Origin of the sequence: Pseudomonas sp. PDM10 (assembly GCF_014852295.1) — a bacterium.
Classification (GTDB): Bacteria; Pseudomonadota; Gammaproteobacteria; order Pseudomonadales; family Pseudomonadaceae; genus Aquipseudomonas.
This window is the reverse complement of the sequence record NZ_JACVBJ010000002.1, coordinates 598,963-613,052: the sequence shown is the minus strand read 5'-3', so window position 1 is coordinate 613,052 and position 14,090 is coordinate 598,963. Positions and strand designations below refer to the sequence as shown.

Sequence of the window (14,090 nt, the reverse complement as noted above, 5' to 3'; positions counted from 1 at the left end):
GGAAAACCCTAAAACCGTTGGTTTATCAGCGTCTTGAGGTTTTCTGCCAAGGTTTTTGCTGACAAGGATCAGTCGACAACTCTTTAGAGGTAGCGCGCCCGGGATCGGCGGCAAAACCCCTTCCTGGAGCTCCACGTGTTCTGTTTTCCTGATGTCTGCCGGGACCTGCGCTGATGGTCCGCTGGTTGCGCAGCTCCCTGCCCGCTCGCGCCGGGCTGGCGGTGATCCTGATCGCCGTGCTCGCCCTCGCCAGTTCGTTGAGCGCCGGGTTGATCGCCTGGTTCAGCCAGGGCGATGCGGCCGCCATCAACACCGCAGGCTCGGTGCGCATGGAGACCTACCACCTGAGCTGGAAACTGGCGGCGGGTGCAACGCCCTCAGAAATCATCGCCATTACCGACAGCCTGCAAACCCGTCTCACCAGCCAATCACTCAAGGCGGTGCTGGAAGATGGCCCGACCACCGCGCTGCAAATCAGCTACGGGCAAATCCAGCAGCAATGGAACGAGGATTTGCGTCCGGCACTGGAACGCGGCGACGCCGCCTATTTTCAGGTCCAGGCTCTGCCCTTCATTGAACAACTGAACCAGTTCGTCAACCTGTTGCAGCGCCAAAGCGAACAGAAGCAAGGCTGGCAACAGGTGATCCAGGGCCTGGCTTTGTTCACCACCCTGTTCGTCCTGCTGATTGGGCTCTACGAATTGCAGTACGGGGTCGTCATGCCCTTGAAAGAGTTGGTGGACGCGACCCAGCGCTTTCGGCGCGGCGATTTCAAGGTGCGGGTCAATCATCAGTCCCAGGACGAACTGGGCCAGTTGGCCATGAGCTTCAACGCCATGGCCGAGACGATCGAAGATTCGCATCGCACCCTTGAGAGTCAGGTCCAGCAAAAAACCCTGAACCTGCAACAAGCCAATGCCGCCCTTGAGTTGCTGTACCAAAGCAGTCGAAGCCTGGCCACACGCCTGGCCAATGCCGAAGGGTTGGATGAGTTGATCCGGCGCTTCCAGCAACGCTTGCCCGGCTTGCGTCTGTCGCTGTGCCTGCAAGGACAAATGCAGGCACCGGCCCAGCAGTTGCTCGCCCTGCATGGCGCGAACATCCGCGAAGTCTGCGCCAGCAGCGATTGCGCCACGTGCCAGAAGCACCATAAAGCCAGCCCGCAAACCTTCAGCATCAGCAATCAGGGCAGTGAACTGGGTGAACTCAAGGCGCACTTTGTCGACGGGCACCCGACGCAAGCCTGGGAAACCCAACTGATCCAGGCCCTGGCCAACCTGATCGGTACCTCGCTGTCGCTCAAACGCCAACGGGAACAGGATCATCGCCTGCTGTTGCTCGACGAACGCACGATCATCGCCCGCGAGCTGCACGACTCACTGGCCCAGGCCTTGTCCTATATGAAGCTGCAAGTCAGCCGCCTGCAGACCCTGATGCGCCGTGGCGAACCGGTTGAAACCCTGGAAAACGTCACCGCCGAACTGCGCGAGGGGCTGAACAATGCCTACCGCCAGTTACGCGAGTTGCTGACCACTTTTCGCTTGCAGATCCACGATGCGGGACTGGTGCAGGAACTCAAGGACACCGCCGAGGAATTCTCCCGTCGCGGCGAATTCCAGGTGCACCTGCACGTCGACGCACTGGCCTTTCAGTTATCGGCCAGCGAGCAAATCCACATCTTGCAGATCACCCGCGAGGCGCTCTCCAACTGCCTGCGCCACGCCCACGCGCAGAACGCATGGCTGCAACTGCGTCAGGACGGTGAAACCGTCAGGCTCATCGTCGAAGACGACGGGCGTGGCTTCAGCGGCAACGTCGACCAACGCGAACACCACGGCCTGAAAATCATGGATGAGCGCGCCCGCAGCTTGCGCGGCCAACTCGAAATAGTCTCCAGGGAGCCGCAAGGCACCCGCGTCCAACTGGAATTCCAACCGGAGTTTCTCGGGCAGAAAACAGAAGGTAGCGTCACATGAACTCGTCCCTGCAACACACCATCCTGCTGGTCGACGACCACCCGATGATGCGTCACGGCATCCGCCAGATGCTCGAACTCGAAGATGATTTCCTGATCGTCGGCGAAGCCAATAACGGTGAAGAAGCACTCGCTCTGATCGAGCCGCTGCAACCGGACCTGGTGTTGCTCGACAACAACATGCCGCTGATGAATGGCATTGAAACCCTGCGCCAATTACGCGCGATGCACTACACCGGCAAGGTGCTGCTGTTTACGGTATCGGACGCCGAAGACGATATTCGCGACGCACTGCGTCTGGATGCCGACGGCTATCTGCTCAAGGACATGGAGCCCGAGCTGTTGATTCAGTACATCCGCAATGCCTTGAACGGCGAATTGGTGATCAGCCCGGGGCTGACCCAAGTCATGGCCCAGGCACTGCGCTCACCGCAGCGCCAGACGGTGGTGGAACTGACCGAGCGTGAACGCCAGGTGCTGAAAACCATCGCCAGCGGCTTCAGCAACAAGGTCATCGGGCACAAGCTGGGCATCACCGAAGGCACGGTCAAGGTTCACGTGAAAAACCTGCTGCACAAACTCGGCTTGCGCTCGCGGGTCGAGGCGGCAGTGTGGGCCATGGAGCATCTGCGTAATGCCGGATGACGGGCATGCCTCTTTGGAGGTAGGCCGCCAGAGGCATAGGTCATCCGGTCGGCGCTCTCTACTATGAGCGTCAGCGGAGGTACGCCATGCTGACCCACCCTTCCATCGTTTTAACGTTGCGTCGTCACCATCTGTTCAGCCAGTTACCGGAGAAAATCTTCGAGGAAGTCTGCGGCCTGGCGATGCTCAAGCGCCTGGCCTGTCACAGCACACTCATGCACCAAGGCGATCCGGCCAAGCGTTTTTTCCTGCTGGTCAGCGGCCAGATCAAGTTGTACCGGCTGACCGGCGAAGGTCAGGAAAACCTGGTGGAGATCATCCAGCCGGGCCAGACCTTTGCCGAAGCCTTACTGTTCAGCCAGGCCCGTCTCTACCCGGTGAGCGCCACGGCGCTGAAGGACAGCGTGCTGGTGAGTATCGAGGGCAGCCATTACCGCAACGCCCTGGAGGACCAGCCGAAAGTCTGCCTGGCGATCCTCGCGAGCATGAGCGTCCACTTGCACCTGCGTCTGCGCGACATCGACACCTTGACCATGGCCAGTGCGAGCCGGCGGGTGATCAATTTTCTGCTCCAGGAACGCAATCCGGTCAGCGGCTTGATTGTGTTGCAGGTGTCCAAACGCCTGGTGGCCTCGAAGCTGGGCATCCAGCCGGAAACCTTTTCGCGGATCTTGCACCGACTGGTGGACGGCGGCCTGATCGCCATGGAACGGCGCAATATCAGCATCCTCGCCGAAGAGGATCTCGCGGCCTTCCAATAGACGGAATTGACCGCAGTCAATGCGCGATGCCACAGGCCTTGCACACTGAAGAAGTCCATCCATGGAGAGCGCTCATGTCCCATTCAACCTTGCCCCTGATTTACTCCTGCTCAGGCTGCTCCAACGTCGCCCAACTGGCCAACACCCTGGCCGTGCGGCTGGATCGCAGCGGCCTGGCGGAAATGTCCTGCATCGTCGGGGTCGGCGGGCATGTGGCGGCGCTGGTCAACAAGGCACGCTCGGGGCGGCGGATTTTTGCGCTGGATGGGTGTCCGTTGCAATGTGTTGAAAATTGCCTGAAGCAGCATGATCTGCATGCGGATGTGCATTTGATTCTTAGCCATTATGGGTTGCGTAAGCGTTATGGCGAGGACTGCACGGAAGCAGAGAGCGATGAGTTGTTTGAACAGATCAGGCAGTTGATTGCCAGTGATGCTCGGCAGCATGAAAGCCGGCAGGAAACAATGGCCTAAGGGACAACGAAAATCAAAACTGTGGGAGCGGGCTTGCTCGCGAAAGCGCACTGACCGCTGACCTATGATTTTGGTCGGAGTACATATCCATTGTTGCGGTAACGGCAACCGATGGTTCCGCCCTTACGGCGGGTCACTTGGAAAAGCCCCAAGTAACCAAGGGCTATTGCCCCTGTCGTTCGGTGCCTCGCTCCGGTCCTGCTCCGTGGGCCCGGAGCGAGGGGGCGTGCACCGCAAAGCAAAGCGAGGCGGCCTACCGGCCGGCCTGTCTCTTTAAGCGTGCGCATTCCCCCTGTGGGAGCGAGCCTGCTCGCGATGAGGCCCTGTCAGTCGACATCAATGTTGAATGTAAGTCCGCCTTCGCGAGCAGGCTCGCTCCCACAGTTGGATTTTTGGCGGGCATGACATAGAGGTCCACCGCCGATGACCATGACAGACATCAGGTCGGCTATCAGGCCGCCTCGCTTTGGCTTTTGATTTTGATCTGGCTTTTGATCTTGATCTGCCCCGTCGGAAGGCCGAGCGCAGGTTCTGCGCAGTGGGCACCGCGGCAAGGATGCCGCGGTAGCCGCCCCCGGCCGTGGATGGCCGATGGCGGCGGGCCCACGGAGCAGGACCGGAGCGAGGGCATGCCGAGCCACAGCGAGGCACCGTACGTCAGGGGCAAGAGCGCTTGGTTACTTGGCGCTTTTCCAAGTGACCCGCCGTAAGGGCGGAACCATAAGCCGCCGTTACCGCAAAAATGGATATGTACCCCGACCAAAAACACAGCTCAGCTACCCGGCCGCCAACCCCTTCCCCGCCCGCTCCAGATTGCGCCACAACCACACAGGCAACACATCAGGATCCAGACTGTCGATCAGGTTCTTCAACGCCAACCCCAACTCCGTATCCCCCTCAATCACCAGACGCCGGCGAAAGAACAACGTGTCCGGATCTTCCTGACGGCTCGCCAACAACAAAAACTCGCGCCAGTTACCGCTGATGGTCACATGCGCCGTGGCGCGTTCAGCAATCCGCAACCCGTCACGCGTCAACGTCAGGAACCACGACAACCCCAGGTCGGGAATCCGCAAGCACAACCAACGCCCACGCAGCACTTCAAACTCACCCTCGCGCAACGGCCCGGCGAGGCAGCGATTGAGCGTCTGCTGCAACGCCAGGCGCTGCACCGCAAAAGGCACCCGGCGCACCAATGGCAACAACCGGTCGGCGCCTTTCAACAACCACTTTTTACGATTCAACACAGGCCGACCTCCTCGACGCGCAACATGCCGGCCTGGCCATGCCAGTAGCCATTGCAACCGTCGACGAACAGCGGCGGAGTCTCACCCAGACAAACCCGTTGATAGGCCGCGATCACCTCGGCCATGCCCTGAACACGAGGACTCAGGCGCAACAGATCGGCGCCACAGGCCACCAGCCCGGTGTAATCCGCCAGCAGATTGGTCACCTCCGCTGACATCGTTTGAATACCGTTAATGGTGAACAGCGCCTGCCCTTCCTGACTGGTCAGCGGCAAGCCGTCGGGGTAGTTGAGGCAGCAAAACCGGCAGTCGTCCTTGGGCAGGTTCTCCGCCCGTGCGGTGAAGCAGCGTGCGGAATAGGCCAACGGCATATGCCCATAAGCAAAGATCTCGACTTCCGGCACCTCACGGCCCAGTTCGCGCACTTGATCGAGCACATCGCCAATCAGCGCTGCCGAGCATTCCACCGGCGGCACCCAACGGGTCATCCCGCAGTCCAGCAATTGCGCGAGCGTATGACCGTTGTACACATTCAGTGCCGGACCACCCACGAACGGCAACTTGCGCTCGGCCAGAAACTGCACCGCGCCCATGTCGTTGGCTTCCACCAACAATTGGCCGTTGTCGCAGAGCCGGCGAAGGCTGGAGAGTTCGGAAGCCGCTTCGATCAGCGTCAGGCTGGAGATCACCAACTGCGCCTGGCTGCATTCCTGCAACTCGCGCCCCAGCCCCAGCCATTGATCCAGTGAAAAGGCCCGGCGTTTAGAACACACGGTTTCCCCCAGGTAAATCACATCCAGGGGCAAGGCCGACATCTCGGCGTAAAAGTTGCTGAGTTGCTCTTTGTCCCAATAAAACAGGACCGGTCCAAGGCTGAGCTTCATGTCGCCTCCCTCATTGCCATGATCGATGGTAAGCACCCAGGGTGGTCTGGCTGCCTTCGGACAAACCGGCCAGCACCTTGCGCCATTCCTCCTTGACCCGAAAACTGCCCGGCGAGCCACGATGAGCATCCAGTGCCGCCCGCCAGACGCGGGTGACTTGTTCGACATAGGCCGGGCTGCGTTGCCGACCCTCGATTTTGACCGCCTCGACGCCGATGGCCGTCAATTCCGGCAGCAAGTCCAGGGTGTCGAGGCTGGTGGGTTCTTCCAGTGCATGAAAGCGTTTGCCGCCGACCAGGAAGCGGCCTTTGCACAGGGTCGGGTAACCGGCGGGTTCATCAGGGGTGTAACGGTCGATCAGCACTTCACTGAGCCGTGCGCTCAAGCCGTCGGCGTCGTCGCTCCAACGCACCGCTTTGGCCGGTGAGCAAACGCCGCACAGGTTCGGCGACTCGCCGGTGATGTAGGACGACAGATGGCAACGCCCTTCGGCCATGATGCACAAGCTGCCGAAGCCAAAGACTTCGATGGGCACCGGGCTGCTCGCGGCGACCTGGCGCACCTGCGCCAACGACAACACCCGCGGCAGCACCGCGCGACGAATGCCGTAGCGCTGCGCATAAAACTCCAGCGCCGCGGCATGGGTTGCCGAGCCTTGTACCGACAGGTGCAACGCCAGTTGCGGGTGACGCTGGCTGGCGTAGTTGAGTACCCCGGGGTCGGCGGCGATCAGCGCATCCACGCCGAAATCGGCGGCACGATCGACCGCCCGCTGCCAGCGTTCCCAGCCCTTGGGTTGCGGGTAGGTGTTGACCGCGACGTAGAGTTTGCGTTGATGCTGGCGGATGTGAGCGACCGCCGCGTCGAACTGTTTGTCGTCCATGTTCAGCCCCGCGAAATGCCGGGCATTGGTGTCATCGCGAAAGCCGACATAAACGGCATCGGCACCTTCGCGTACCGCCGCTTTTAGCGCAGGCAGATTCCCTGCCGGGCAGACCAGTTGCATGGGTAATCCTCATGGAAAAACGCGCTGCCAGTCTAGCGAGACCGGCAGCCAGAGCCTTGACGGCAATCAATTGCGATCAATGCATCAGGTCGGCGAAGGACAGGAACATCACGTTGTCGTGCTTGAGCACTTGCTGCTCGCACTCGATCACCGCCAGCCCGTCGGCCCAGCATGCGGCGGTCAACATCGCCGAGCTTTGCTGAGGGTGCAGTTCCACGCTCAACTGGCCGTCAGCACCCGGGGTCAGTCGAGCCCGCAAGTACTGTCGACGCCTGTTGCGCTGCAACCAGTCGAACCCGGCGGGCACGACCATTGGCACCGGCAACACGTCTTTCACGCCCTGGGCCCTGAGCAGGAACGGACGCACCACCACCAACGCGGTAATCAGCGCTGCTGAAGGATTGCCCGGCATGCCGATCCACGGTTTGCCGGCCACTTCGCCGAAGGCCAGCGGTTTACCCGGCTGAATTGCCAGCCGCCAGAAATCCAGGCTGCCGAGTTCCTCTATGGCCTGTTTGAGGTGATCTTCCTCACCCACCGAGACGCCACCGGAACTCAACAACAGGTCGCATTCCGAGGACGCCAGGCTCAAGGCGTGCCGACTGGCGGCCAACTCATCGGCCATCACGCCATAGTCGTGCACTTCGACGCCCCAACCGCTCAACAACGCCGCGAGGCAGTAACGATTGCTGTTGTAAATCTGCCCCGGCGCCAACGAGTCGCCGGGTTCACGCAGTTCATTGCCGCTGCTCAGCAAACACACCTGCAACGGTCGATAGACCTCGACCCGCGCAATGCCAGCGCCAGCCAACAATCCCACTTCTTGCGCACGCAGGCGTTTACCGGCTTGGAGCAACAGATCTCCCCGGCGCACCTCCTCGCCTTCCTTGCGCACGTGATCGCCAACGCTTACAGGTGGAAACCAGACGCGCTCGCCGTCGATCCGGCAGCGCTCCTGCGGCACCACCGTGTCGGCACCCGGCGGTAATGGTGCGCCGGTAAAAATCTGTACCGCCTGCTGCGCGAGCAACGGCGAGGACGCCGGATCACCCGCCGCAATTCGTCCGCCAATCGGTAAATAGCCACCGTCCGCTGGCAGGTCAGCGGCCCTGAGGGCATAACCGTCCATGGCACTGTTGTCCCAGGCCGGCAGGTTGACGGGGGAATGAATGTCCGCCGCCAGCACCCGACCCAAGGCTTGATCCAGACCGATCTTTTGCGCCAGGGGCGGCGGCGGTGCCTGATCCAGCAAACGGCTGATGGCCTCGTCCACCGGCATCAGGTGGCCGAGGTCGCACACCCGGCCGGTCATGAGCGTGGCTCGCAGGCGTCGATGACCTGTTGCCCTTGCGGCTTCAAATGCGGGGCGAAATTGCACGGGCCGGTGCGGCTGTCCAATTGCTCGAACAGGATCTGGTTCCAGGCGGTTCGACACGCGCCGGGCGAGCCCGGAACGCAGCACACCAGCACGCCATTGCTCATCCCGGCCAGCGCCCGTGACTGCAGACTGGACATGCCGATTTCCGCCAGGGACACCTGACGGAACAGTTCACCGAAGCCTTCCACGTGTTTGTCCAGCAACGGCAAGACCGCTTGCGGTGTGTTGTCACGCGCGGTGAAACCGGTGCCACCGGTCATCAGTATCACTTGAACCTGAGGGTCTGCGATCCAGTGAGAGACCTTGGCGCGGATCTGATAAATGTCGTCCTTGACCAGGTCACGGTCGATCAATACATGCCCGGCCGTTTGCAGCAAATCCGTCAGGGTCTGCCCCGAGGTGTCGGTGTCAAAGGTGCGCGTATCGCTGATGGTCAGCACGGCGATGTTCAGGGGTTCAAACGTGCGTTGCGCCAGATGGGCCATATCCAAGCCTTCCCGTGAATGAGGGTATGGGATAAAGCCTGAACCGGAATCCCCGGTGAGCCTATTCCTCCAAGGAGGTACCTCCACAGGGACATATGAAGATTGTGCTGGCCACACAAAAACCTGTGGGAGCGAGCCTGCTCGCGATAGCGGTTTGTCAGGCAACATTGATGTCGACTGACCCACCGCTATCGCGAGCAGGCTCGCTCCCACATGGTTCTTCATTGCTGCATGTTTTGCGCAACGGGTCTCAAGGCGCCAGGCGATTGCGTTGCCATGCGCCATCGCGCAACCGGTAATCAAGACGGTCATGCAAGCGGTCGGCACGGCCCTGCCAGAACTCCAGACGCTCAGGGTGCAAGCAGTAGCCGCCCCAATGTTCGGGCCGCGGCACGGTCTTGCCGGCAAAACGTTGTGTGGTTTGTAGCAGCAGCGATTCAAGCTCGGCCCGATTGGCCAGCGGCCGGCTTTGCGGTGAAGCCCAGGCGCCCAGGCGACTGTCCTGTGAGCGGGAATCGAAGTACGCATCCGACAGCATCGGGTCGAGCCTGGAGACCTGGCCTTCGATACGTATCTGACGCTCCAGCCCCGGCCAGAAAAAGGTCATGGCGGCATGCGGGTTGGCCGCCAGTTGCTGGCCCTTGTCGCTCTGGTAATTGCCGAAAAAGGTGAAGCCTTCATCGCTCAAACCCTTGAGCAGCAGGACCCGGGCGTGCGGGCGCCCTTCACTGTCGACCGTCGCCAACACCATGCTATTGGCTTCGACAGGCGCGCGCTCGGTGTCGCGGGCCAGTTGCAGCCATTGCCGGAACATCGCCATCGGGTCCTCCAGCGCCGAGTCGTCTTGCAGGCCAAAAAGGGTGTAGTTGCGGCGCATCTGTGCCAGGGAAAGGGGCATGACGGTGATCTCCAAAAAGGGTTCTGCCCAGTGTGCGACACACTGCGCAACAGCACCTTGATCACCATCAACACTTGGCACGCCCAGCCTTATTTAAGGCGCAGACGCCGAGCCAGTTTGTGCAGGTTGCTGGGGTCGACTTCCAGAATCCGCGCGGCGCTGGCCCAGTTCTCCCCGGACAGGCTCAAGGCCTGGAGGATTTTCTTGCGCTGGTAATCATCGACCGCTTCACCCAGGGGCTGGAACGGCTCATCAGCCGTCACGTCCAGGGGACTTTCGACGACCGCGCCCTGCCCGCCCATGGCACTGTCGAGGTCCAGAATCTCGGGTTCCAGGGTCATGATCAGCGTACGACTGGTGCCGCGACTGAGCTGTTTCAACGCGGCCCGGCTGATCACATGTTCCAGCTCGCGCACGTTGCCCGGCCAGCTGTACGTCAGCAGCGCACGCTCAGCCGCCGGTGACAGACGCAAACCGCGCAAACCGAGTCGTGCCCGATTGAGTTCAAGGAAATGCCCGGCCAGCATCAACACGTCATTACCCCGCTCGCGCAGCGGTGGAATCGGCACCGGGTACACCGAGAGCCGGTGATACAGATCGGCCCGAAACAGGCCGTCGCGGATGCTGTCCGGCAGGTGCCGGTTGGTCGCGGCGATGATGCGCACATCGACATGCAACGGCTTGTCGGCGCCAAGGCGCTGGATCTCGCCGTTTTGCAGGGTACGCAGCAACTTCGCTTGCACGGCTAATGGCAATTCACCGACTTCATCGAGAAACAGCGTGCCACCGTTGGCCGCATCGAAACGCCCGGCACGGTCACTGGTGGCGCCGGAAAACGCGCCTTTGACATGGCCGAACAATTCACTCTCCGCCAGAGACTCCGGCAACGCGGCGCAGTTGACCTGCACCAGCGGCTTATGACTGCGGCGCGACAGACGATGCAAGCGCCGGGCGAACAGCTCTTTGCCGACGCCCGTCTCGCCCAGCAGCAACACCGGCAGCTCGGAATCGGCCAGCACGTCCAGTTCATTGAGCAACAGATGCAGCACCTCGCTCTGCCCGAGGATTTCGCCTTCATCAGCCGGCCTGCGCACGTCTTGAATATCGCTGCGGGACAAGCGCAGGCTGCGGTTTTCCTGCTCGAGCCGGGTGACTCGCACGGCGGCTTCGATCTGCAAGGTGCAACGCTTGAGTTCTTCCCGCGCACGGCTGTCGAAGGTCCCGGCGTGCAGCGCATCGAGGGTGATCGCGCCCCAGATCCGACCCTCCACGTACAGGCTCACGCCCATGCAGTCGTGTACGGGCATCGGTTCGCCGGCGTGATTGTCGAGCAAACCGTCATAGGGGTCCGGCAAGCGACTGTCGGGCTCGAACCAGGTGGGTTCGCGCGACGCCATGATCGCCGCCAGCCGCGGATGCTGGGCGATGACAAACCGACGCCCCAACGCTTCATGCACCAGCCCCACCGTCGCCACCGGCCTGAGGCTGTCGTCATCCAGACGCAGCAATCCCACGGCGCCACTGTTGAAGTATTCGCGCAAGGTCTGGACCAATCGTTGCAACCGCACAGCATTGGGCAACTCGACAATCAGGTCGGCCGCCAGGCTTTCACGCAGCATGGTAGTTTTTACCCTCTATGGTTGGATTCACCCTAAAGCGTCCGGGTGTCTATCACCACAACTAAAAATAAAGCCATATTTTTCAATACGTTAAAGATGGCATGCGGGGTGCAATGAGCCTGAGGAACCGTTGAAATCCAAACAAGGACCCCCTGATGAGCCTGACCCTACTGGAACAAAGCCTCGGCCAACTGGCTTGCGATATTCCCGGCGCCACGCGGATCTTTCACACCTTCAAACTGGACTTCTGTTGTGGCGGGCATAAAAGCCTGCGCGAAGCGGCCGCTGGCAAAGACCTCGATCCGGTGCTGATCGCCGATGCGCTGCACCGGCTGCAAGACACCGGCGAAACCCAGCACGACTGGCGCAGCGAACCGTCGGAGCTGTTGATCGCCCATCTTCTGGCGCGCTATCACGCCCGCCATCGCGAGCAACTGCCGGAACTGATCCGCCTGGCCCGTCGGGTCGAGCAGGTTCACGGTGCACGCAGCAGTTGCCCCAACGGCCTGGCCGATCTGCTGACTGACATGCAACAAGAACTCGAAGGCCACATGCTCAAGGAAGAACAAGTGCTGTTCCCGATGCTGCAACAGGGCATCGGCCCTCAGGCCGCGCCGCCGATCCAGGTGCTGCGCTTTGAACATGATCAACATGGCGAAGCCCTCGAAAAGCTGCTCGCGCTGACCAACAACATCACCCCGCCGGCCGATGCCTGTAACACCTGGCGTGCCCTGTATCGTGGGCTGGTGGAGTTTCGTGATGACCTGATGCAACACATCCATCTGGAAAACAACGTGTTGTTTGTTAACGCCTTGAACCGTCGTCACTGATCGATTGTCGCTCACACCCAACCCGCGCCAGCCCTCCGGTTGACGCGGGTTTTGTCTGTCAGGGACGGCGGGCGATCAACCGTGCCAATAGAACATGGCCTTGGCCAGGATCACGATCAACACCATGTGCCCGAGGATGCTGCGGCGAATCCAGCTGGCGCGGGTCGTGGTCAGGCGTGCGCTTTTCAGCCAGTACGCCAGCAGGAAGTAATGGCCGATGATGCTCAGGGCCAGGATGATCTTCAGGCTCAGCAACGTGCCAAAACTGCTGGCCAGCGGCTGACTCAATACGCCACGGTGTTGCCACGCCAGGCTGATGCCGGCGCCATACAACAGCAGCACCACGCCATGCAGCACCTTGCGCGAACGCACCGCGATCGCTTGATCGGCGCCCGTTTGCGCGGTAACCGCCACTTGCTGGCGGGCGTTGTGCCAGATCACCACCTCGAAAAACAGCGTGCCGATGAAGGCAATCGCCGCCAGTAAGTGGGTGACCAGTAAAAAGGGATATAACACTGGCAGCCTCCGTCAGTTCGCTTGCTTAGCCTGGATGGCCGTCCACCCGGGCCCGCAGCAGCATCGGCCCGTAGCGCCAGGCGTACAGCGCAAACGCCAGCGCCCAACACAGACCGGCCAGCCACAACGCAGGCAGGGGAAAGAACAGGATCAACACGACCCGGCTCAGACACGCCAGGTTGAGCAAAATGAACGCCAGGGTCATGCCCGACGGCGGCTCCAGCGCTCGGCCGGTGTGGCCCAGGCTGACCCGCGCGATCATCGCCAGCACCAGGCCGCCCATGGCGCCGATGGTCAGGCAATGCACCGCCAGACTCGGATTGATCGGCGCATCGAAATGCCACAGCGCCATTGCAAGACAGGCCACCGCCAACCAGGCATACGCCAGGTACAACGACCACAGCAACGGCACGTGCCAGAGGGCGCGATCATGCCAGCGAACCAGACGCACCAGGTGCCCGGCGGCCAACACGGCGAATAACAGGCCAACCCAGAGATTGGGGTCAAGCGCAGGTCCAGCGGCATATAACAACGCCACCAGCGGTGAGCCAATCAGCAGCAGCCAATCCAGCCACGGCCAAGGGGTCACGCCATCGACCTTGCCGAGGCCGCGCTGGATGAAGAACGGTATGACGCGCCCGCCGATCAAGCCCATCATCGCCGCCACCAGCCAGAGGCCGGTCAGCACGCCTTGACGCTGCCAGCCTTCATGACCTTCGATGAGGCCGTACAGGGACAACCCGTCGGCCGCCGCTAACAATAACAGCACCACCGCAATCGGGTAGTTACGTTTCTGCCGCACCTTCCACAAGGTGAAACCCATGAGCGCGGCCACCGCCAGCGGGAACGCCAATTCCAGCACGGCGAGCACCGGCAACGGCGCATTGACCAGCCAGGCCACGCGCGCCAACAACCACAGCAGCGCCAGCGCGGCCAATGGTCGCCCGCTGAGGCCGGGACGACCGGTCCAGGTCTGCACCGCTGTCAGCAGAAAACCCGCGATGATCGCCAGGCCGAATCCGAACAGCAATTCGTGTCGATGCCAGCCCAGCCAGCCACCCGCCGGCTGCCAGCCGGACAGCGCACCACTGAAGGCGGCCAGCCAGAGTGGAATGACCAGCACTGCCAACAGGCAGCCGGCGAGGAAAAATGGCCGAAAGGCCAAACGTAACAGCGGCGCGATGGCCATCGCTTTACGGCGGTCGAGCACTTGCATAAAGCCACTCCTTTACCTTGCTGCTGACCTGACGCCAACCCACACGCGTCGAGGTAAGTCCCGGGGCAATGATCGGGTATTGGCGATCAATTGCCTTTGTCGCAGATCAAGTGTGCAAGGGGCGTGCCCTGCTGCTTTCTCGTATTCCTGTGGCGAG

14 protein-coding genes are annotated in these 14,090 nt (G+C 61.4%); 5 read left to right on the top strand and 9 right to left on the bottom strand.

Translation table 11 applies throughout. The features are described from left to right. Positions 1–173: 173 nt before the first annotated feature. The 4 genes from IB252_RS09345 (at position 174) to IB252_RS09330 (ending at position 3,854) form a co-directional block, all read left to right on the top strand. A complete protein-coding gene (locus IB252_RS09345) occupies positions 174–1,976 on the top strand; it encodes a HAMP domain-containing protein (RefSeq protein ID WP_192408290.1) in 1,803 nt (600 codons plus the stop codon). Beyond that, positions 1,973–2,620 (top strand): two-component system response regulator NarL, encoded by a 648-nt coding sequence (gene narL, locus IB252_RS09340; RefSeq protein ID WP_192408289.1) that lies wholly within the window; start codon positions 1,973–1,975, stop codon positions 2,618–2,620. The genes IB252_RS09345 and narL overlap by 4 nt, the downstream gene beginning before the upstream one ends. A gap of 86 nt (positions 2,621–2,706) precedes the next feature. Further along, positions 2,707–3,381, top strand: a complete 675-nt coding sequence (locus IB252_RS09335) for a Crp/Fnr family transcriptional regulator (protein ID WP_192408288.1) — start codon at positions 2,707–2,709, stop codon at positions 3,379–3,381. 74 nt (positions 3,382–3,455) lie between these two features. Beyond that, on the top strand, positions 3,456–3,854 hold the full coding sequence (locus IB252_RS09330) for a putative zinc-binding protein (RefSeq protein ID WP_192408287.1): 399 nt from the start codon (positions 3,456–3,458) through the stop codon (positions 3,852–3,854). 776 nt (positions 3,855–4,630) lie between these two features. Here IB252_RS09330 and ubiT read toward each other — a convergent pair. The 7 genes from ubiT to norR form a co-directional block, all read right to left on the bottom strand. Further along, a complete protein-coding gene (gene ubiT, locus IB252_RS09325; protein WP_192408286.1) occupies positions 4,631–5,101 on the bottom strand; it encodes a ubiquinone anaerobic biosynthesis accessory factor UbiT in 471 nt (156 codons plus the stop codon). Beyond that, a complete protein-coding gene (locus IB252_RS09320; protein WP_192408285.1) occupies positions 5,095–5,985 on the bottom strand; it encodes a U32 family peptidase in 891 nt (296 codons plus the stop codon). The genes ubiT and IB252_RS09320 overlap by 7 nt, the downstream gene beginning before the upstream one ends. A 10-nt stretch (positions 5,986–5,995) precedes the next feature. Then, positions 5,996–6,991 carry a ubiquinone anaerobic biosynthesis protein UbiU gene (gene ubiU, locus IB252_RS09315; RefSeq protein WP_150636955.1) on the bottom strand — a complete coding sequence of 332 codons (996 nt, stop codon included), beginning with the start codon at positions 6,989–6,991 and terminating at the stop codon, positions 5,996–5,998. Between the two features lie 76 nt (positions 6,992–7,067). Next, positions 7,068–8,303 (bottom strand): gephyrin-like molybdotransferase Glp, encoded by a 1,236-nt coding sequence (gene glp, locus IB252_RS09310; protein ID WP_192408284.1) that lies wholly within the window; start codon positions 8,301–8,303, stop codon positions 7,068–7,070. After that, positions 8,300–8,854: a molybdenum cofactor biosynthesis protein B gene (gene moaB, locus IB252_RS09305; protein ID WP_192408283.1), complete on the bottom strand. Its 555-nt coding sequence runs from the start codon at positions 8,852–8,854 to the stop codon at positions 8,300–8,302. Before moaB ends, glp begins: the two co-directional genes overlap by 4 nt. A 250-nt stretch (positions 8,855–9,104) precedes the next feature. Then, complete coding sequence (pdxH, locus tag IB252_RS09300) at positions 9,105–9,752, bottom strand: pyridoxamine 5'-phosphate oxidase (RefSeq protein ID WP_192408282.1); 648 nt, start codon at positions 9,750–9,752, stop codon at positions 9,105–9,107. A gap of 89 nt (positions 9,753–9,841) precedes the next feature. After that, positions 9,842–11,371, bottom strand: a complete 1,530-nt coding sequence (gene norR / locus IB252_RS09295) for a nitric oxide reductase transcriptional regulator NorR (protein WP_111450208.1) — start codon at positions 11,369–11,371, stop codon at positions 9,842–9,844. A 155-nt stretch (positions 11,372–11,526) separates the two neighbouring features. On the opposite strand from norR, the gene ytfE reads away from it, so the two are divergent. Further along, positions 11,527–12,201 (top strand): iron-sulfur cluster repair protein YtfE, encoded by a 675-nt coding sequence (ytfE, locus tag IB252_RS09290; protein WP_192408281.1) that lies wholly within the window; start codon positions 11,527–11,529, stop codon positions 12,199–12,201. A 75-nt stretch (positions 12,202–12,276) separates the two neighbouring features. Here ytfE and IB252_RS09285 read toward each other — a convergent pair whose 3' ends face one another. Next, positions 12,277–12,717, bottom strand: a complete 441-nt coding sequence (locus IB252_RS09285; protein ID WP_111450210.1) for a CopD family copper resistance protein — start codon at positions 12,715–12,717, stop codon at positions 12,277–12,279. A gap of 25 nt (positions 12,718–12,742) precedes the next feature. After that, a complete protein-coding gene (locus tag IB252_RS09280; protein WP_192408280.1) occupies positions 12,743–13,933 on the bottom strand; it encodes an NnrS family protein in 1,191 nt (396 codons plus the stop codon). Positions 13,934–14,090 lie beyond the last annotated feature (157 nt).